Origin of the sequence: Erythrobacter donghaensis (assembly GCF_002155425.1) — a bacterium.
In the GTDB taxonomy this organism is placed as follows: domain Bacteria; phylum Pseudomonadota; class Alphaproteobacteria; order Sphingomonadales; family Sphingomonadaceae; genus Erythrobacter; species Erythrobacter donghaensis.
In genome coordinates this window covers 293,616-311,744 of record NZ_MUYG01000007.1, presented here as the reverse complement: position 1 = coordinate 311,744, position 18,129 = coordinate 293,616, and the positions used below count along the sequence as shown (strand labels likewise).

Sequence of the window (18,129 nt, the reverse complement as noted above, 5' to 3'; positions counted from 1 at the left end):
GGCTGCACGCCCTACGGCTTACCGCGTGACCCTGTAGAGCGCGAAAGGGCAGTCCGGCACAGCGGCGAGCGGCAGGTTCGCCCTCGCCCATTCGGCGCGGGCCGGGTCTCTGGCGAGGACGTGGTCCACTTTCCACGCGATGAGGAAAGCGCGGCTGCCCTCCCCGCCCAGCCGCCCGCGCGCCATGTTGCGCGGCTCCATCATCGTCGCCATTTCGCCCAGCGCTCCGGCGCGCGCGGCGAAATTGTCGTCGCCCAGCACGAGGATGCGCGGATCGGGCGTGTCCGCGACGCAGGCTTGCAGCGCGGCGAGATCGTCGGCGGAATCGAACCGCGCCCATGCAGCGCTGTCCGTCCGCCCGTTGGCGACGGCCTCGCCCACCTGCCCGATGACCAGCATCGCCATCCCCGCCGCCACGCCGGCAAAGGCGAGCTTTGCCGCCAGCACCCGCTGGTGCAGCGAGCGAGCAAGGGCAAGCCCCCAGCACGCCGCCGCCAGCAGGCCGGCCCAGATGACAGCGGCGAAATAGCGATGCTCGAGATAGCCCGTCAGCACCTGCGGCGCGAGCAGCAGCGCGGTGATCGCGGCGAAGGCTGTGATGAGCTTGGGGCGGTCGCCAGCGCGGCGCCGCTTCTCCGCCAGCAGCGCGCAGGCAGCGGGTGGCAGCAGAAACACAGCCGCAACCAGCGCCATGCCCGTCGGCAGTAGCGACAGCGCGGTGGTGACATAGCCCAGCGCATTGCCCAGCGCCCGCGCCGCCCATGCCGCCGGATCGTCGGAGAGACCCGGCTGCGGCGTCGGCCACCAGTCGGTCACATAGGCGAGCGGGTCGAGCCGGGTGGCAATCGCGCTGTTATCGGTCGCGAACAGGGTCCCGAAGGTGGCGAGCGAATAGATCACCCAGGGCGCAACCGCGATCGCCGACGCGGCGAGCGCCGCCACCGCGCGTGAAGGCTTGCGCGTCACCCAGCCGATCGTCGCGGCGACCAGCAGCGGCAGCAGCACCGCATCGAAGCGGTTGAGCACCGCAAGTCCCGCGAGTAGCCCGATCAGCGCCGCGCGGGCGAGGCCGATCTCAGCGCCCCGCAGCAACCCGTTGAGAATCAGCGCCAGCAGCAGCAATTGCAGCGGGATCGTCCGCCCCGCGCCCAGTTCGGCCAGCAGCATGTTCGGGCCAAGCAGCCCGATCAGCGCCGCGCCGAGCCCGATCCACGCCGCGCCCGTGACTGTGCGCCCGATCCGTTCCGATACCAGCGCGAACCCGGTAAAGCAGGCGAAGGCGCAATAAAGCCCGGTGCGCGGGCCGGTGCCCAACAGCGTGTCGGTCAGCCCGATCAGCGGCGGGGTCAGCGGCGGGAAGCTGGCGGAATACTCGGACGCGCTGGCATAGCTGCGCCAGTGATTGAAGCGGTAGAAATCGCCCAGCACCGTCTGCGACAACTCGTAAAGCGCCCATGAGTCCGGCGAGTATGGCGGCGCGGCGATCACGCTCGCCAGCAGCGGGGCGAGCACCAGCAACAGGGCGAGGCACGGCCACACCCACGATGTCGGCCGCCGAACGGCCTCATCGGGAGTGTAGCCGCTGGTCGCGGCGATGACGGTCTCCTTCAGCAGCGCCAGTTTCGGCCCGAGCCCGCCGATCTTGGTCGGCACCTTGCCGTCATCGGGATAGCGCCGCTCCACCGGCACATGGGCAACCTTGAGCCCCAGCTGCCCGGCGCGCACCGTGAGGTAGAACAAGAGGTTATAAACCAAGAACTCCGCACGGAACGGGCGCACATCGGGGTGGGTGAGATAGCGCGCGGAATAGGCGCGGAAGCCGTTGGTGGTGTCGGTGAACCAGTGCCGCCCCGCAAGGCTCAGCAGCGGGGCGTGGATCAGCCGGTTGGCGATGGTGCGTTCGAGCGGGGTGTTCTCCGCCACGCCGCCGGGCAGATATCGCGAGCCCTGCACATAGTCGCAGCCCTCCTCCAGCTTCTCGACCATCGCCGCGATCGCCTCGACCCCATCCTTGCCGTTGCCGTCGATGGTGACGATCCCGGCATAGCCCTGCCGCAAGCACCAGGCATAGGCCATGCGCAGCTGGGCGCTGAGCTTGCCCGGCCCCGTCTTGGTCAGCACCGCGCGCACGCCTGCTTGCGTCACGAAATCGGGATCGAGCGAACCGTCGCTCGAGCCCCCGTCAGCGACGATCACGTCCACCGGCAGGCCCGCCGCCTGAATGCGCAACAGCTGTCCGCGAATCCGCTCGCCCTCGTTGATCACCGGGATGACGAGCGCGTGCGCATATTGGCGCGGGGCGTAGACCGCCGCGTCGTGGGCAGGCACATCCCAGTCGCTGTCGTCGAGGATGGGGGGCGGATGCATGGTCATGGCCGCTCAGGCTCGGCAGCGAAGACGACGAACTTGCTCAGGGCGAAGTTGACGACAAACGATCCCCCCGCCCCGGCAACGAGGATCGCCAGCGGCCAGACCCCCGGAAGCGCGCGGTCGAGCAGCGCCACTATCCCCACCCGCACCGCCAGCGTGGCGAGCGCGACCAGCGCATACATCCCCGCGCGCCGGGCCGACAGCGGGCCGCTGCGGAAGCTCCATGTCTGGTGGATGACGTAATTCGCACTCGCCGCCAGCGTGAAGCCGATCGCGGCGGCGAGCCACAGCGGCACGCCCAGCCCGGCGTGCAGCGCAAAGGCAATCGCGAGGTCGAGGATCACCCCCAGCACCGTCACCGCGAAGAAGCGCGCCAGCTCGCTCATGGCCTGCCGCTCGCAAGGTATTCGTCGATGCCCTCGGGCAGCGGCGGGAGCGCGGTGAGGTCGAGGGGCGCCATCATCACCGCCAGACACTGCGCTGTGCCGATTGTCGACCCGTCGAGCACCGCCAGCTCCAGCACGGTCGCGCTGCCCGGATCGACCGGCGCGGGGAGCAAGAGCCTCGGTTCATTGGCGATCCCGTAGCGCGGAAAATCGCTCCACGGCGGGCTGGTCGCCGCGCGGGTATAGGGCGAGGTCTCGGTAACGGTCAGCATCGCCTCCCGGCCAGTGGCATAGGTGCCGCTGCGCGTGAGTTCCACCGAGGCGATGCCTGAGCGCGCCGCCGTCACTGTAACCCGCAGGCTGCTGGCAGAGGTCTGCGTGGCCTCGCAGCGCGCCCCGCCCCCCGGCCCTTGCCCCCCCGACGTCACCCACAGGATGTTCTGCCCGGTGCGCGCAATCGGGCGGTAATAGGTGCCGAGGCTTTTGAAGAACGGCCACTGCGCGCGCATCAGCCACCCCTCCCACCCGCTATAATCGGGCGCGATGGTGGTGACGGCAGCGACCGAGCGGTTGGCGATCTTGCTGGCGACCATAGTGCGATAGCGCGGCCCCAGCGCATGGATCAGCGATCCCACTGGGGTCGCGCTTTCCACCCCCGCGACGATATCGAGCGGCGAGGTGTAGACCGAGAGCAGGCGGCGATCCTGCGGCGCCCCACGCGCATCCCACGCCGCCGCCAGGCGCCGCATCGCGGCAAGGTCTGCGGCATAGTCGGGGGTCACGAAGAACCCGAGCGCCGGGTCGTAGACCGTCCGCTCGGTGTTCGCCCGGACGCTCGCGAAGCGCGCGCCTTCTGCCCCCACCATCGCCAGCGCGGCGAGGCCGGTCAGCACCGCGACCTGCCTCGGCGAGACCGCCCGCAGCACACCGCCCAACCGTCGCCACAGACCCGCAGGCGCGACGACCAGCGGCGCGCAGGCCCCGAGCACGAAGGTGATCGCGTTATACTCCGCCCCCACATGCCCGCCGACCTGCGGGACGAGCGCGGTGCCGATCACGCCCGCGCCGACGAATACGAAAGCGCTCAGCCGCACCGGAGCCCCCCGCCCGCGCAGCCGCTGAAGCATCGCCCAAAGCACGCACAGCGTCAGGACGATCAGGCTCGCCGCAGAGAGCGGATCGGCGTGATGCAGGATGCTCGGCAGGTCGCCAAGGCCGAGGATGCGTGTGCTCCTCTCCCACGGGGCGAAGAACCAGAACTGGTCGCCCGCCACGTCGCGGAAATTGTAGGTCAGCCACGGCCCCGGCGCGCCGTGCGTCACCGCGATCAGGATCGCGCCCGCCGAGGCCATGACGCCAAGCCCCAATGCCGCCAGCATCCGCGCCAGCAGGGCGAGGCGGCGGTGGAGCGCCGCGACCAGTCCCAGCACCAGCGCCAGCACCAGCGGAATCCCCGCATCGTTCGACCACAGCAGCCCCGCCCCCGCGACCAGCCCCAACGCAAGCCCACGCCCCAGCGCGCGGCCATCGCGCAGCACGCGGCGCACCAGCACCACGAAGAAGGGCAGCACGAAGAACGGCAGAAACCCGCGCAGGGGGCGGAGCGAGACGCCGGGGTCGAAGGTCGCGGGCCAGCGCAGACCCGCACGCTCGGCCACCGGCGGCGCGGCGTAGTAGAAGACCGCAATCAGCAGCACCGCCGCCTGCCAGCGCCGTCGCGGCGGCACCGCGCGGATCAGCCACACGGTCGCATAGGCCGCGCCGAACGCCCCTGCCACCACCGCCGTGTGCGCCGCCAGCGACGAGGCGAACAGCGTCTCCCCGAAGGCGACAAACAGCGGCACCAGCGCCAGCACCATCGTCACCCCGAGATAGGACTGGAACCCCGTCCCCAGTTGGTCGCCGTCCGCGAAGTGGTGGAGCGCGAACCATGTCTGCAACGCGCCGTCGATCGAATTGAGGCTGTGGTCATACAGCACCACGCCCGCGCGCAGGGCGCAGATCGCCGCCGCCAGCCCTGCCAGCGCCCAACCGCCCTTCGCCCGCGGCAATGTCCCCAGCCGATCAGGCATAGGCGTGTCCGAAGACGAAACCCGAATGGAGGGATGCGAATTCGGGCGCCGTATCCTTCACCGCTTCGAAAAGGTCGTAGATATTGTCGATCTTCCCGCCGAGGATCGAGATCACCCGGCTCGCCTCGGGCTTCTGGTGATAGAGGATCGGGCGGCCGTCATCGCCCTCGTTCTTGATGAGGATGGTCTTCACCTCGTAGATCGACCGCTGATAGGTAGCACCCGCGAGGCACGGCAGATAGCGCTGCGCATCGCGCCGCATGAAGGCATAGCGCGTTTCGGGCTCGAGACTCGCGAAATGGCGATAGGGATCGCGCCGCGCCGGATCGTCGGCCCAGCTTTCGTGCGGGGTGTAGCGCACATGGGTGAGCGAGTAGAGCCCCTCGGCAGGATAGGGCATGGCCGAAAAGAACGGCCCGTCCATCACCGTCACCCCGATCCGGTCGAGCTCGCGCGGCGGCTCGATCAGCGCCAGTTCGGCGATCTCGTGCTTCAGCTGCGCCTGCGGCAGGCCCGCCTTGGCGAGCACGGCGTTGATCTGGGAATAGGTGATGTTGAAGGCATAGCGCGCGGTGACCTCGCTGCCGTCGGACAGCGCCGCCACCACGCCGCTGCGGTGATCGGCAAGTCCGGTGAGCGCGGTATCGAGCCGCACCTCGATCCCCGCCTCGGCCAGCCGCGCGGCAACCTGTGTGCCGAGCAGCTTGTGATCGAAGGCGACTTCGCGGCAGGCGAAAACATCCTCGACCATTTCGGGATCGAACAGCGCCTTGTGGCTGGGGCTGGCGAGTTCGATCGGCGCGCCCATGTCGCGGAACATGCGGTGGAATTTCTTGGCCGTGACCTTCGAGCGGCGCCGGGCGATGGCGTAGAGCATCTGGAAATCGTCGACCACCGCCTCGGGAAAATCGGCCAGGAAGCGGCGGTGCAGCAGCATGGATTTCACCGCCGTGGCCGCCGAGCGGGGGTAGTGAAACCCGGTATGCACCCGCGCCTGATTGACCCGTGAGGCGCGGTCCATCAGCCGCGGCCCCGCCTCCACCAGCAGCACCCGCGCCGCGATCGAGCGCAGGTAAAGCGCAAGGCAGCAGCCGTAGAAACCGCCGCCGATCACGACGTAATCATATTGGGTCGCAGGCGCGCGCGGCATCAGTCCGGCCCTGCCGCGCCGGGGCGCGCGTCGCTCTCCAGCTCGACATTGAGATCGAAGGCGACTTGCTGGAACAGGTCGATCCGGTTGACCTCCTCAGGCACGATCCCGCCCTTCAGCCGCCGCTGCTGTTTCAGAAGGTGTTGCAGGCCCAGGCTGAGACCAAGCGTCGACAGCCCCATGAACACCGCGCTGACCGCCAGCATGGCATTGGTGGTGAGCCAGCCCGGAGCAAGCTCATCGACCACAAACAGCGCGCCGACGATCCACGCGGCATAGGCGAGGCCCACCAGCGTCAGCACGGTGGAGGACAGCGCCACCACGGTCAGGATCGTGGGCGTGAGATAGACCAGCAGCGTCTGGAGCAGCTGTGCGCGGCGCCCCAGCCCCATGAAGGCAGTGCGCCCGGGCACGTTGCGGGTGGTGCGAAACCAGTCGAGCGGCAGACCGGGATCGCGCGGGGGGAAGCGCAGCGCGAGACGCGGCTCGTCATGCGCGAGCAGCAGGTTGAGCGCCGTGCGCGGCAGTGCGATCGACTGGAAATCACTGGGATCGACATTGAACCCGGCAAGCTTGCCCAGCGCGATGAAGGGCCAGGCCAGCAGCCGCTTCACAGGGCGACGCGCGGCGCGGAACACCATGGTCACGGCATTCTCGCGCTCGGCATGGGCGAGGAAGGCGATGAGGTCGAGCTGCACGATCTCGTCAAGATTGCCGAGCACCACGAGGTCGCCGATCGCTTCCTCGGCAGCGATCACGCGGCGGTCGTAATATTCGGTGTCGCGCCGCACCACGAACAGGCGGCAATTGGGCACCTCGGCGATCAGCGGGAGGAAGCCCTCGCGCTGGGTGTCGTCGACGACAAGGATGATCTCGCGGAAGCGAAAGGCGCGGTCGAGCGTGGCGGCAACCAGGCGCAAGGCGGCGAAGGTGGCGGGGGTGGCGGCAAGGTCGGAGAAGCAGACCGAGACCACCACGTCCTCGCGCGGTTTCTTGAACTGGTCGGCGTCGGGCTCACGCATCGACCGTCTCCGCTGCGCGATGGGTGGCGACCAGCCGGTGGACGGCACGCCGCACCTCGGCGAGACCCTTCGGCGGGCGCTTCATTTCGATCGATACTGCGCCGCTAAAGCCGGCCGCCTTGAGGCCGCGCAGCACCGGCACCAGCGCCGCCGCATCGGCGGGGGCCAGGGCGAGATCGGGCTCGCTGACATGGACGTGAGCGAGGCGCGGGGCGAGGTCGGGCAGACGCGCGGGCACGCTGGCAAAGCTGCCGTTCAAGTGCATCGCACCCAGATCGAGGATCAGCGCAATCGCGGGGTGATCGACGCGGGCGACGAAGGCCTCGGCCTCCTCCAGCGTGGTGAGGAAGTTGGTGCCATAGGCGGCCGGATTGGCTTCGATGGTGATCCGTGTTCCGGCGGCTGCGGCGGCATCGCCGAGGCGGTGGAACACGGCGGCGGCCTGCTCCAGCGCGTCCGCCATCGCGAGGCCCTCAGGCACACGGCGCTGCCCGGGGGAGCCGAACACCAGATTGGGAATGCCGAACCGCCCGGCGAGCGCGATCGCGCGGGTCATCCCCTGCTCGAAAACGCCGCGCGCCTCGGGCCCGCCGAACAGCTCTGCCCCGGTGACGCCGAACAGCAGCGACTGCATCGATACCAACGACAGTCCCGCCTCGGCGATCTCGCACAGCGCTTCCGCGGCGCTGGCCGCATCGGGCACGAAGGGATCGGCGGCGGCGTGGAAGAAAATCCCCGGCGCGATCTCCAGCCCCGCAATCCCGGCCTCGGCGAGGATGGCGTAGGCCTCCAGCCGCTCCTCCGCCGCCCAGGCGATGTTCGACATGGCAAGCCTCATGCCGCCTGCCTTTCGCTGGCGAAGAAGGCGGCGAGCCGATCGAGCGTGGCGGCGGCGCTGAACTGGTAGGGTCCGGTAGCGCCCCACAGGGCTGCGTGGCGGGTGCGCATGTCCTCGCGGTGCAGCCGGGCGGGCGTCTCGGGCATGGCGCGCCCGGTCAGGCGCTGGTGGATCGCGGCGGCGGTGAGTGGCTCTGCCACCAGATGCAGGTGCGACAGCCCCGCGTCGAGCGCGATGCCGATATCCTGCCACAGCCGGTCGGTCGGGTAATACTGGTAGGTCGTCTCCGGATGATGGAACTGCGTCGCCGAAGCGCCCAGCGCGGTCACCGCATCCTCGAGCGCCGCGCGCCGCCGGTCGGCATTGAGGGCCGCGCGGTCGAGCTTGAGCAACCCCGTCACCGCATCGGGCGCATAGAGCGTCTCGACCCAGCCTGACAGCGCGGGGTCGAGCGCCGCCATCAGCGCGTCGCGCTTCGCCGCGGTCAGCAGCGAGGGGACTGGGTTCAGCAGATCGAACAGGAAATTCTTGCGCAGCCCCTGCCCGAACAGCGCGGGCAGGCGAATGATCAGACTGGCGGGAAAATGGCTCTCGACAAAGGCTTCGAGCGCGCGGCGATGGCGGCCATAGGCGAGGTCTTGCTGGAACGCCCCGGTGCTCTCGTCGTCGCCGCCGGCAAAGTCCGCCAGCACCGCGATCGAGGAGATGAGCACGAAGCGCTCCGCCCGCACCTGCGCCAGCCGCGCGATGAGCGCGTCGATCTGCGCCGCGTCACGCTCGGGCGCGCGGTTGGCTTCGATCATCGATCCCGGCGCGGCTGCGCACACCAGCGTGCCGAAGCTCTGCCCTGCGATGGCCGCGATATTGGCGCTGTTGAAGCAGGCATCGAAGCGCGTCTGACGCAGCAGGGCCCCGCCGACAAAGCCGGTGTGGCCGATCAGACCGGCGTCGTGAGGGGCACTTGCGGAACCTTGCATCGCGTCTTGGACCCGTCGCTGCTTTCGGGCTGGGAGAGTGGCCTGCATCGATCACGCGAAGGCAGCGCGCCCGCGCTCCGCATGATACAATATCCCCGCTGATAATTCAGAATGATATCGATTAGGTTAACCAAGCCCCGGACCTGCGCGTCACACACGCCAGTCGATTGCCCCGCGCCCTTGCGCTTCGAGAAAGGCGTTGGCCTTGCTGAAGGGGCGCGAGCCGAAGAAGCCATTATGTGCCGAAAGCGGACTGGGGTGCGCCGCGGCGAGCACCAGATGATGACCCGCGCGGCTGAGTGCAGGAACGCGGCTCGCCTTCTTCTTCGCGTGGCTGCCCCACAGGATGAACACGGTCGGCGCCTCCCGCTCGGCCACTGCGGCCACGCAGGCATCGGTGATCGCATCCCACCCGCGTCCGGCATGGCTGCCTGCCAGCCCGGCCTCGACGGTCAGCGTGTTGTTGAGCAGCAGCACGCCCTGCCGGGCCCACGGGGTGAGATCGCCGGTCGCCGCGCGCGGCAGGCCAAGGTCGGCCTCCAGCTCCTTGTAGATATTGACGAGGCTGGGCGGCGGCCTGACCCCGGCCTGCACCGAGAAGGCGAGGCCATGCGCCTGTCCCGGCCCGTGATAGGGATCCTGCCCCAGGATCACGCAGCGCACATCGTCCAGCGGCGTCAGCGCCAGCGCCGCCAGCCGTGTCCCGCGCGGGGGATAGACCTGCCTGCCCGCGCCTTCTTCGGCTGTGAGCCAGCCACCCAGCCGCCGCGCTTCGGGTGTGGCGAGCACCGGCTCCAGCACCGGACGCCAGCTATCGGGGATGGTTTCGGACGTCATGGCGCCATGCCTACACGGCCCGCCCGCCACGCGAAACGGCGCTTTCCCTGTTTCCCCAACCGGCGTATCGACCGGGGGATGATCGCGCGTCCTCATCTTGCCCGCCCTCTGCTGGCCTGCCTCGCGGCGCTGCTGAGCCTCGGCAATACCCCGCCCGAGCCTGTCTGGGCCGAAACCGACCCTGCCGAAATCGCCGGGATCTACGACGGCAGCTCGTTCGAAACCTATATGGCGATGCAGTTGCGGGAGGATGGCACTTTCCGCTGGGTGCTGGCGGTCGGCTCGCTGGATCTGCGCTCGCAAGGCTCGTGGGAGGTGCGCGATGGTGTGATCCACCTCACCACCCAGCCCACGCCTGTCCCGGCAGAGTTCCGGCTTGTGGGGCTGACGGCGCGGGTGATCCCGGAGCAGGACAAGGCCGAAGCAGACGACACATATCCTCCGCCGACGCCCGAAATCGTGCAGGTTCAGGTGACGCGGCCCAGCGGCAAGCCCTTCACCGACGCCGATACCCGCAGCGAATGCGCCAATGGCGTGACGATCTATGGCTTCGTGGCGGGCAGCAACGCTTATTACGAGGATGATGACCCGCCCCGCTGCGACCGGCCCATCGCTGTCACGGTCGAGCTTTCATCATATGACGTCGCTTCGCCGCGCTTCGATCTCGACGCGATCGGATGGACCCCGGGTCAGGCGCTGCACGTGGAGTTCATCCCCAACGATATCGGCGTCTACGATCTAAGCGGGATGCACGGCATGCTGATGGACGGGGTGCTCGAACTGGATGGCCCGCTTGGCTTGGCGAGATTCCGCAAGGTGCCGGGTGCACAGGCCTTGCCGGAATAGCGACGGCGCGCGGCGGCGCCACTGCGCCGGGCTCAGCCACTTTCCACGCTTCCCCTTGTTCCCCATTCGGCGTAGGGGCTCAGACATGGCAGTGCATTTTCATGAAGAAGACCTTCCCGCAGGCGTGTTGACCGGCAGCGCCGCGCTGGCGATCGATACTGAGACCATGGGCCTTATCACCCCGCGTGACCGGCTGTGCGTGGTGCAGATTTCCGACGGCACGGGCGATGAGCATCTGGTGCGCTTCAATCCGGGCAGCGCCTATGATGCGCCCAATCTGAAGGCGATCCTTGCCGATCCCGCGCGCCAGAAGATCTACCACTTCGCCCGCTTCGATCTCGCTGCGATCCACCACTATCTCGGCGTGATGGCGGGGCCGGTGTTCTGCACCAAGATCGCCAGCAAGCTGACCCGCACCTACACCGACCGGCATGGCCTGAAAAACCTCGTCGAGGAATTGCTGGGGGAAAGCATCTCCAAGCAGCAGCAGTCGAGCGACTGGGGCGGGCCGGTGCTGTCCGACGCGCAGCGCGATTATGCGGCGAGCGATGTGCGCTATCTCCACCGGCTGCGCGACGAACTGACCGTACGGCTGGAGCGCGAAGGGCGCACCGCCATGGCGCAGGCGTGCTTCGATTTCCTCCCCACCCGCGCGCTGCTCGACATCGCCGGCTGGGCCGAGAGCGACATCTTCAGCCACATGTAAGGAAGCCCGAGGCAGGACCCGCACACATGGCCGTCGAACAAAGCCTCGAAACCTCCGAAGCGCGCGCTCTGCGCGGGCGGCGGCAGCATTTTGCCGCGCCCGGCGGCTCGCATGACCGGCTGGTACGGTTCCTCGCCCGCGGGCTTCCGATGGGGGTCGGGGTGATCGCGGCGCTGATGATCATCACGCCGCTCTCCCCGCGCGGCGAGGTCAGCTTCCTGCTTGATCGCAACAAGGTGGCGATGATCGACGAGCGGCTGAGCGTCGACAATGCAATGTATCGCGGGCGCGACAATCAGGGCCGCCCCTTCTCGCTGCTGGCGGGCGAAGCGGTACAGCGTTCGAGCGCGGAAGGGCTGGTGCGGATGCAGGATCTGGTCGCGCAGCTATTGCTCACCGATGGCCCGGCGCGCCTCAGTGCCGAAGGCGGCACCTACGACATCGATGCCGAGACCGTGGCCGTCAACGGCCCGGTGCGCCTCACCGCTTCTGACGGCTATGCCATGACCGCGCGCGGGGTTTCGGTCGATCTCAAGAGCCGCACGATGCAGGGCGACGCGGGCGTCGAGGGCGCAATTCCGGCCGGGACCTTCTCCGCCAACACCATGCAGGCCGATCTCTCCGCGCGCACCATCACGCTCGAAGGAAATGCGCGCTTCACCATGACCCCCGGCCAGTTGAGGATGCCGTGATGACCCAGCCTGTCCGAAACCGCCCACCGCTCGGCCGCCTCGCTCTCGTATGGGGCGCGGGGGGCTTCGCGCTTGCCGCCGTGCTGGCGGGGGGCATGAACCTGGCCGCGCAGGGCATTGCCCGGCACGATTCCAACGCGCCGGTGACCTATGATGCGGGCAAGTTCGTGCTCGACGACCGGGCCAATCAGGCGGTCGCCACCGGCGGCGTGGTGGTGACGCAAGCGGGCCTGCGCGTCCAGTCCGACCGGATGCTGGTCAATTTCACCGACGCCGGCGGGCAGCTCCAGATCCAGCGCATCACCGCCACCGGCGGCGTGATCATCACCCGCGGCGACGAGCGGGCGAGCGGCGACAATGCGATCTACGATTTCAACCGCCGGATCATCACCATGGCGGGCAATGTCCGCCTGCGCCGGGGGAGCGACACGCTCAATGGCGGGCGGCTGGTGATCGACCTGCAGAGCGGGCTCTCGACCGTCGATGGCACCGCGACCGGCGGCAGCGCCGCAGCGCCGGGTTCGCCTTCGGGTCAGGGCCGGGTGACCGGCACCTTCACCGTCCCGCAGGACCGCAAGCAGGATCAGTAGGCGTTCTGGTGGCGCAGCACCATCACGGTGCGCAGCACGATGCCGATGTCGCGCCGCAGCGACCAACCCGCGATATATTCGAGATCGGATTGCAGCCGATCGGTCAGGTCCTTCTCCCGCTCGGTCGCGCCGCGATGGCCGCGCACCTGCGCGAGGCCGGTCAGCCCCGGCTTGAGGCAGTGACGCTGCCAGTACTGGCGGTCGACCTCCCAGAAATACTTGTTGTTCGCGCGTGATCCCAGCGCGTGCGGGCGCGGGCCGACGATCGACATGTCGCCCTTCAGCACGTTGATGATCTGCGGCAGCTCGTCGATGCTGGTGCGACGGATAAAGGCGCCGACGCGGGTCACGCGGTCATCATCGCGCGAGGCCGAACGCTCGCCCGCGTGATCAAGCTTCTCCTCGCGCATCGAGCGGAACTTGAACATGTCGAAGAACTGGTTGCCGCGCCCCAGCCGCCGCTGGACGAACAGCACCGGCCCGCGGTCTTCCAGCTTGATCAGCAGCGCCACCAGCAGCAGCAGCGGCGACAGCGCCAGCAACGCGCCCCCGGCCACCGTGACATCGAACATGCGCTTCAGGATCCGCGCGCGCAGGCCCAGCGGCCCGGTCGAGACCACCAGCGTCGTGCGGTCGAGATCGTCGTAGCAATGGACCCCAAGCGCGCCGAGCTCGTGCGCGGGCTCGCTCACGATTTCGCCATAGACCCCGGCGGACTTGAGCAGGAACGCCCAGTTCTGCCGCCGCTCCATCGGACAGCTGACCACCACCTGATCCTGATTGCGCAACAGCTTGCCCAGCCGGTCGAGCATGAAGGGATCGTGGCTGGAGGGGTCGAGATTGTAATCGGCCGCGGCGATCACCTCTGCCCCTTCGAAGCTGAAGCTCGATCCGCCGTCGTCGATCACCAGCCGGTTGGTCACCTTCCCGCCCCAGCGATAGCGGATCAGGCCGTGGACCAGCCGCCGGAACACCACCAGCGCGCAGGCCGTGAACAGCAGGCCCAGCGTCACCGCCGCGCGCGAGAAATCCTCATTCGATTTGGTATAGAAGCCGACGAAGTTGATCAGCCCTGCCGAAATCACCAGCGCCACCAGCGCCTGGCGCGAGGCGAACAGCCAGTCGCCCAGCGCCTTGACGCCATAGGATCCGTTGTAGAGCGCAATGGTGAAGAATACCGGCAGCATCGCCTGCGCTGCCAGCATCGCGCGCGGTTCCCACCAGCGCCCGTCCCACAGCAGCGCCGCCAGCGCAAAGCACAGATTGAACAGCACGCCATCGGCCAGCAGCATCAGTACATAGGCACGCAGCCGGCGCCGCTCCAGCGAGGGAACGATCCTGTTCTCGACTGCCTGATGCCGAACCGATTCAAGCAGTTTCGGCGTGACGCGATTCATGAAAGACTTTCCCCCAGAGGCGCGACCTAAGGTTACCTACATAGGCTGCTTGACAGAGAAAAGGGCAAAATTGTGCGACTGCGAAGCGCGGCCTGTCACATTTTGCTACCGCTTCGCAGCAAATCGCGCAATTTGCGCCAGTTCCTGCGCCAGCAGCAGTTCGGCCGACTGGCTGTTGGCAAGGAGGCTGCGGTGCAGCGCGGTGAGGCGCGGGATCAATCGGTCGAGCCGGGTTGCGCGACTGCCGCGCGCGGCGGGCATGGTCCAGCGCTTGAACTGCTGGGCGATGTCGCGCTTTTCCTTGTAGAAGATGCCGAGCCGCATTTCCGCGCCCTTGTCGATCCGGTCGAATTGCCCGCGCGGGCCGAGATAGGCGGCGATGTTCGCGAGTTGCGCCGCGCGCCGTTCGAGCGCCAGCGCGACGCCCACGGGATTGAGGCCGAGCTCACGCATCCGCTTGATCTCGCTGGCGATCTTGCCCAATTCGCCGCCCAGCACGGCGTTGACCAATGGGGCGAAGCCGTCTTCCTCCGTGGCCGCGCCGATCGCGGCGTGATCTTCGGGCGTGGCGGGCTTGGGGGCCTGCGGATCGGCATCGCAATAGAGCGCGAGCTTGTCGATCTCCGACTGCGCGAGCCGCACGTCGAGCCCGGCGGCGCGCGCGATCCGCTCGGCCAGATCGCCGCCGAGCCTGAGGCCCGCCGCATCGGCCATCCCCCGCACCGCCTGCGCGACGGCAGACAGATCGGGCTGATGGAACATCGCCACCAGCGCATCGGTTCGCTTTTCCAGCAGCTTGGCCGTGCGCGACTTGTCGGTGGCGGAGGTCGCGACGACGAACACCGGCGCCGCCTCGCCCGCGCCGGCCTCGGCGGTCTCGATCAGGAATTGCAGCGCGTCATGCGCCTCGTCGCCGCTGGCGCGCACCCAGATGTGGCGCGTGTCGCCGAACAGCGAGGTCGAGCGCGCCTCGTCGCCCAGCAGCGCGGGATCGCGCTTGATATCGGCCCCGGCCAGCTCGATCCGCTCGCCCGCATCGGGGATCGCAGCGGCGAGCCGCGCGGCGGCGGCGCTCGCCCCGGCCTCGTCCGGCCCGCAGAAGAAGAAAATGCGGCAGCCAAGCGCCCCTGCGGGAAAGCCGCGCAGGAAATCGCTGTTCTTGGCCTTCACTGGCCCGCGACGGCGCGCGTGCGCAGCGTCACCGCCACCTGTGTCGCGATCCGGTCGGCGACATCGACCGCGAGGTTTTCGAGCGCCTTCTGCTCGGCGGCGATGGTGGCGTATTCCGATGACACCACGTCGATCCCCGCGTCCGAGCCTGCCGTCGCGTCGAGCAGCACCGCATTGGTGGCGAGATCGATCAGCTGATAGCGCGCGCGCAAGATGCGGCGTTCGCGGCTGATGGTGTCATCGTTGAGCACGCCCAGCGCTTCGAGCGAATCGTCGAGCCGCACGTCGAGCCGGTATTGCGGTGTGGTCTGCCCGGCGACCCCGAGCCGCGCGTCGAGCGCGTTCTTGACCAGCCAGCCCCCGCGCCCGGCGATCGCCGGAACTTCGACCGCCGCAATCCCCTGCGCGCTCGCCCCGCTGGCCCCGCCCGCATACATCGGCTGGAGGCCGCAGGCGGTGAGGGCGAGACAGGCGAGGAGGGCGACAACGCTGCGCATCAGGTGACGATATTCACCAATCGGTCGGGCACGACAATGATCTTGCGCACTGCCGCGCCGTCAATCGAGCGCTGGAGGTTGGCCGAGGCCAGCGCCAGCGCTTCGAGATCTTCCTTGGAGGAGCCCTTGGGCGCGGTGACGGTGTCGCGCAGCTTGCCCATGTGCTGGATCGCGATGGTGACCTCGTCGTCGACCAGCAGCGCGGGATCGACGGTGGGCCACGGCGCGTCTGCGATGAGGCCCTCTCCGCCCATGTTCGCCCATGCTTCCTCGGCCAAGTGCGGCATCATCGGAGCGGCGAGGTGGACAAGCGCGCGGATCGCCGCCGAGCGGCTGGCCGAAGGAGCGGCCTTCTCGGTCGCGCCGGTCAGCTCGTAAATGCGCGCCACGGCCTTGTTGAAGCCCAGCGCTTCGATGTCCGAGGCAACCGCAGCGATGGTCTGGTGGGTCTTGCGCATCAGCGCCTTGTCCTCACCCTGTGCCGAGGCGTCATAGGCACTGAACAACCGCCACAAGCGTTGCACAAAGCGCGCGCAGCCCTCGATCCCGGCGTCGGACCACGGCAGGTCGCGCTCGGGCGGGCTGTCTGACAGCATGAACCAGCGCACCGCATCCGCACCGTGGCGGGCGATAATCGCATCGGGGTCGACGACGTTCTTCTTCGACTTCGACATCTTGATGACGCGGCCGACTTCCACGGCCCCGCCATCGGTGAGCAGCGTCGCGCCCTCGGAAGTCCGGTCGATCTCCTCGGGGCCGAAGAACACCGGCACGCCCCGGCTCTCGTCGATGCGGCTATAAGTCTCGTGCGTCACCATGCCTTGCGTGAACAGCGCGGCAAACGGCTCCTGCACGGTGATCTTGCCGGTGTGCGCCAGCGCGCGGGTCCAGAAGCGGGCATAGAGCAGATGCAGGATCGCGTGCTCGATGCCGCCGATATAGTGCTGCACCGGCATCCACTTGGCGACTTCCTCCGGGTCGAACGGACGGTCGGCGGGCTGGCTGGCGAAGCGCAGGAAATACCACGAGCTGTCGACGAAAGTGTCGAGCGTATCGGTCTCTCGCCGCGCTGCTGCGCCGCACTTGGGGCAGTCCACGTGCTTCCAGGTCGGGTGGCGTTCGAGCGGGTTGCCGGGGATGTCGAAGCTGACATCCTCTGGCAGCGTCACCGGTAGTTGGTCCTTTGGCACCGGCACCACGCCGCAGGCATCGCAGTGGATGAAGGGGATGGGCGTGCCCCAGTAACGCTGGCGCGAAACGCCCCAGTCGCGCAGCCGCCACACGGTGCGCCCCTCGCCCCAGCCGCCGCTTTCGGCGCGGGTGATGACGGCCTGCTTGGCCTCCTCGACACTCATGCCATTGAGGAAGTCGGAGTTGACGATCACCCCGTCACCCGCCTCGGCTTCGCCCTTGAAGGGCTCGTCGGCGCGGGCAGAATCGCTGGCGACCACGCGCAGGATCGGCAATTCGAATTTGGTGGCGAATTCGAAGTCGCGCTGGTCATGCCCCGGCACGCCCATCACCGCGCCAGTGCCGTATTCCATCAGCACGAAGTTGGCGATGAACACCGGCAGGTCCGCGCCAGTGAACGGGTGCTTGGCGGTGACCGGGGTGCGATACCCCAGCTTCTCCGCCGTTTCGAGCGCTGCGGCTGTGGTCGCGCCCTTCTTGCACTGGTCGATGAACGCGGCGACTTCCGGATCGCCCGCCAGCCCCTGCGCGATCGGGTGATCGGCGGCGATGGCGCAAAAGCTCGCGCCGAAGATCGTATCGGGGCGGGTCGAATAGACCGCAAGCTTGCCGCCGTCAGACAGGTCGAAGCTGAACTCCAGGCCCTGCGACTTGCCGATCCAGTTCTCCTGCATCAGGCGAACCTTCTCGGGCCAGTCCTCGAGGCTCCCCAGACCCTCCAGCAGATCATCCGCAAAGTCGGTGATCTTCAGGAACCACTGGTTGAGCTTGCGCTTCTCGACCTCGGCGCCCGAACGCCAGCCCTTGCCGTCGATCACCTGTTCGTTGGCGAGCACGGTCATGTCGACCGGATCCCAGTTGACGGTCGATTCCTTGCGATAGACCAGCCCCGCCTCATAGAGGTCGAGGAACAGCGCCTGTTCATGGCCGTAATATTCGGGATCGCAGGTGGCGAATTCGCGGGTCCAGTCGAGCGCGAAGCCGATGCGCTGCAACTGCGCCTTCATCTGGGCGATGTTCTGGCGGGTCCAGCCGCCGGGGTGGACGCCCTTTTCCATCGCGGCGTTTTCCGCCGGCATCCCGAAGGCGTCCCAGCCCATCGGGTGCAGCACCTCGAAACCGCGCATCTTCTGGTAGCGCGCCAGCACGTCGCCCATCGTGTAGTTGCGCACGTGGCCCATGTGGATGCGCCCCGAAGGATAGGGGAACATCTCGAGGATGTAGCTCTTGGGCTTGGGGCTGTCCGAATCCGCCGTGAAGGTGCCCGCGTCTGCCCAGGCACGCTGCCAGCGCGCGTCGGCGTTTTGCGGATCGAAGCGATCCGCAGGGGCGCCCGCAGAGTCGAAACGGGTATCAGTCATGAACGGCTTTCAGTGAGAAGCGTTAAA

16 protein-coding genes are annotated in these 18,129 nt (G+C 68.1%); 4 read left to right on the top strand and 12 right to left on the bottom strand.

Annotation, left to right across the window (positions count from 1 at the left end; all coding sequences use genetic code 11):
* Nucleotides 1-18: 18 nt before the first annotated feature.
* From BZF59_RS16330 to ung, 8 genes are all read right to left on the bottom strand, one after another.
* Nucleotides 19-2,367, bottom strand: a complete 2,349-nt coding sequence (locus BZF59_RS16330) for a glycosyltransferase family 2 protein (protein WP_211277345.1) — start codon at nucleotides 2,365-2,367, stop codon at nucleotides 19-21.
* Nucleotides 2,368-2,369: 2 nt separating this feature from the next.
* Complete coding sequence (locus BZF59_RS04475) at nucleotides 2,370-2,756, bottom strand: GtrA family protein (RefSeq protein ID WP_086607037.1); 387 nt, start codon at nucleotides 2,754-2,756, stop codon at nucleotides 2,370-2,372.
* Complete coding sequence (locus BZF59_RS04470; protein WP_086607036.1) at nucleotides 2,753-4,828, bottom strand: hypothetical protein; 2,076 nt, start codon at nucleotides 4,826-4,828, stop codon at nucleotides 2,753-2,755. The genes BZF59_RS04475 and BZF59_RS04470 overlap by 4 nt, the downstream gene beginning before the upstream one ends.
* Nucleotides 4,821-5,978, bottom strand: a complete 1,158-nt coding sequence (locus BZF59_RS04465; RefSeq protein WP_086607035.1) for an NAD(P)/FAD-dependent oxidoreductase — start codon at nucleotides 5,976-5,978, stop codon at nucleotides 4,821-4,823. Before BZF59_RS04465 ends, BZF59_RS04470 begins: the two co-directional genes overlap by 8 nt.
* Nucleotides 5,978-7,000 carry a hypothetical protein gene (locus BZF59_RS04460; protein WP_086607034.1) on the bottom strand — a complete coding sequence of 341 codons (1,023 nt, stop codon included), beginning with the start codon at nucleotides 6,998-7,000 and terminating at the stop codon, nucleotides 5,978-5,980. The genes BZF59_RS04465 and BZF59_RS04460 overlap by 1 nt, the downstream gene beginning before the upstream one ends.
* Nucleotides 6,993-7,838 carry a sugar phosphate isomerase/epimerase family protein gene (locus BZF59_RS04455; RefSeq protein ID WP_086607033.1) on the bottom strand — a complete coding sequence of 282 codons (846 nt, stop codon included), beginning with the start codon at nucleotides 7,836-7,838 and terminating at the stop codon, nucleotides 6,993-6,995. The genes BZF59_RS04460 and BZF59_RS04455 overlap by 8 nt, the downstream gene beginning before the upstream one ends.
* Nucleotides 7,835-8,815 (bottom strand): Rossmann-fold NAD(P)-binding domain-containing protein, encoded by a 981-nt coding sequence (locus tag BZF59_RS04450; protein WP_086607032.1) that lies wholly within the window; start codon nucleotides 8,813-8,815, stop codon nucleotides 7,835-7,837. The genes BZF59_RS04455 and BZF59_RS04450 overlap by 4 nt, the downstream gene beginning before the upstream one ends.
* 150 nt (nucleotides 8,816-8,965) lie before the next feature.
* A complete protein-coding gene (gene ung, locus BZF59_RS04445; RefSeq protein ID WP_086607031.1) occupies nucleotides 8,966-9,652 on the bottom strand; it encodes a uracil-DNA glycosylase in 687 nt (228 codons plus the stop codon).
* Between the two features lie 78 nt (nucleotides 9,653-9,730).
* Between ung and BZF59_RS04440 the strand changes: the two genes are divergently transcribed.
* The 4 genes from BZF59_RS04440 (at nucleotide 9,731) to BZF59_RS04425 (ending at nucleotide 12,486) form a co-directional block, all read left to right on the top strand.
* Complete coding sequence (locus BZF59_RS04440) at nucleotides 9,731-10,498, top strand: hypothetical protein (RefSeq protein WP_086607030.1); 768 nt, start codon at nucleotides 9,731-9,733, stop codon at nucleotides 10,496-10,498.
* Between the two features lie 85 nt (nucleotides 10,499-10,583).
* Entirely contained in the window at nucleotides 10,584-11,204 is a 621-nt protein-coding gene (locus tag BZF59_RS04435; protein WP_086607029.1) for a ribonuclease D, read from the top strand.
* 26 nt (nucleotides 11,205-11,230) lie between these two features.
* Entirely contained in the window at nucleotides 11,231-11,896 is a 666-nt protein-coding gene (lptC, locus tag BZF59_RS04430; protein WP_086607028.1) for an LPS export ABC transporter periplasmic protein LptC, read from the top strand.
* Entirely contained in the window at nucleotides 11,896-12,486 is a 591-nt protein-coding gene (locus BZF59_RS04425; RefSeq protein ID WP_086607027.1) for an LptA/OstA family protein, read from the top strand. Before lptC ends, BZF59_RS04425 begins: the two co-directional genes overlap by 1 nt.
* On the opposite strand, the gene BZF59_RS04420 is transcribed toward BZF59_RS04425, so the two are convergent.
* The 4 genes from BZF59_RS04420 to leuS form a co-directional block, all read right to left on the bottom strand.
* Complete coding sequence (locus BZF59_RS04420) at nucleotides 12,480-13,883, bottom strand: exopolysaccharide biosynthesis polyprenyl glycosylphosphotransferase (protein WP_086607026.1); 1,404 nt, start codon at nucleotides 13,881-13,883, stop codon at nucleotides 12,480-12,482. The two genes, BZF59_RS04425 and BZF59_RS04420, sit on opposite strands and share 7 nt — an antisense overlap.
* A gap of 105 nt (nucleotides 13,884-13,988) precedes the next feature.
* Complete coding sequence (holA, locus tag BZF59_RS04415) at nucleotides 13,989-15,053, bottom strand: DNA polymerase III subunit delta (RefSeq protein WP_169712045.1); 1,065 nt, start codon at nucleotides 15,051-15,053, stop codon at nucleotides 13,989-13,991.
* The gene (gene lptE, locus BZF59_RS04410; RefSeq protein WP_086607025.1) at nucleotides 15,050-15,550 is read right to left on the bottom strand and encodes an LPS assembly lipoprotein LptE; all 501 of its coding nucleotides are present in this window, start codon (nucleotides 15,548-15,550) and stop codon (nucleotides 15,050-15,052) included. Before lptE ends, holA begins: the two co-directional genes overlap by 4 nt.
* Nucleotides 15,550-18,102 (bottom strand): leucine--tRNA ligase, encoded by a 2,553-nt coding sequence (leuS, locus tag BZF59_RS04405; protein ID WP_086607024.1) that lies wholly within the window; start codon nucleotides 18,100-18,102, stop codon nucleotides 15,550-15,552. Before leuS ends, lptE begins: the two co-directional genes overlap by 1 nt.
* Between the last annotated feature and the right edge of the window lie 27 nt (nucleotides 18,103-18,129).

Bases quoted from the DNA above. Each gene is read 5' to 3' on its own strand.
- BZF59_RS04465 (WP_086607035.1), bottom strand. From the start codon at position 5,978: ATGCCGCGCGCGCCTGCGACCCAATATGATTACGTCGTGATCGGCGGC.
- BZF59_RS04420 (WP_086607026.1), bottom strand. From the start codon at position 13,883: ATGAATCGCGTCACGCCGAAACTGCTTGAATCGGTTCGGCATCAGGCA.
- BZF59_RS04470 (WP_086607036.1), bottom strand. From the start codon at position 4,828: ATGCCTGATCGGCTGGGGACATTGCCGCGGGCGAAGGGCGGTTGGGCG.
- BZF59_RS04475 (WP_086607037.1), bottom strand. From the start codon at position 2,756: ATGAGCGAGCTGGCGCGCTTCTTCGCGGTGACGGTGCTGGGGGTGATC.
- BZF59_RS04435 (WP_086607029.1), top strand. From the start codon at position 10,584: ATGGCAGTGCATTTTCATGAAGAAGACCTTCCCGCAGGCGTGTTGACC.
- BZF59_RS04440 (WP_086607030.1), top strand. From the start codon at position 9,731: ATGATCGCGCGTCCTCATCTTGCCCGCCCTCTGCTGGCCTGCCTCGCG.
- leuS (WP_086607024.1), bottom strand. From the start codon at position 18,102: ATGACTGATACCCGTTTCGACTCTGCGGGCGCCCCTGCGGATCGCTTC.
- lptE (WP_086607025.1), bottom strand. From the start codon at position 15,550: ATGCGCAGCGTTGTCGCCCTCCTCGCCTGTCTCGCCCTCACCGCCTGC.
- BZF59_RS04460 (WP_086607034.1), bottom strand. From the start codon at position 7,000: ATGCGTGAGCCCGACGCCGACCAGTTCAAGAAACCGCGCGAGGACGTG.
- BZF59_RS04450 (WP_086607032.1), bottom strand. From the start codon at position 8,815: ATGCAAGGTTCCGCAAGTGCCCCTCACGACGCCGGTCTGATCGGCCAC.
- BZF59_RS04425 (WP_086607027.1), top strand. From the start codon at position 11,896: ATGACCCAGCCTGTCCGAAACCGCCCACCGCTCGGCCGCCTCGCTCTC.
- BZF59_RS04455 (WP_086607033.1), bottom strand. From the start codon at position 7,838: ATGAGGCTTGCCATGTCGAACATCGCCTGGGCGGCGGAGGAGCGGCTG.
- ung (WP_086607031.1), bottom strand. From the start codon at position 9,652: ATGACGTCCGAAACCATCCCCGATAGCTGGCGTCCGGTGCTGGAGCCG.
- BZF59_RS16330 (WP_211277345.1), bottom strand. From the start codon at position 2,367: ATGCATCCGCCCCCCATCCTCGACGACAGCGACTGGGATGTGCCTGCC.
- lptC (WP_086607028.1), top strand. From the start codon at position 11,231: ATGGCCGTCGAACAAAGCCTCGAAACCTCCGAAGCGCGCGCTCTGCGC.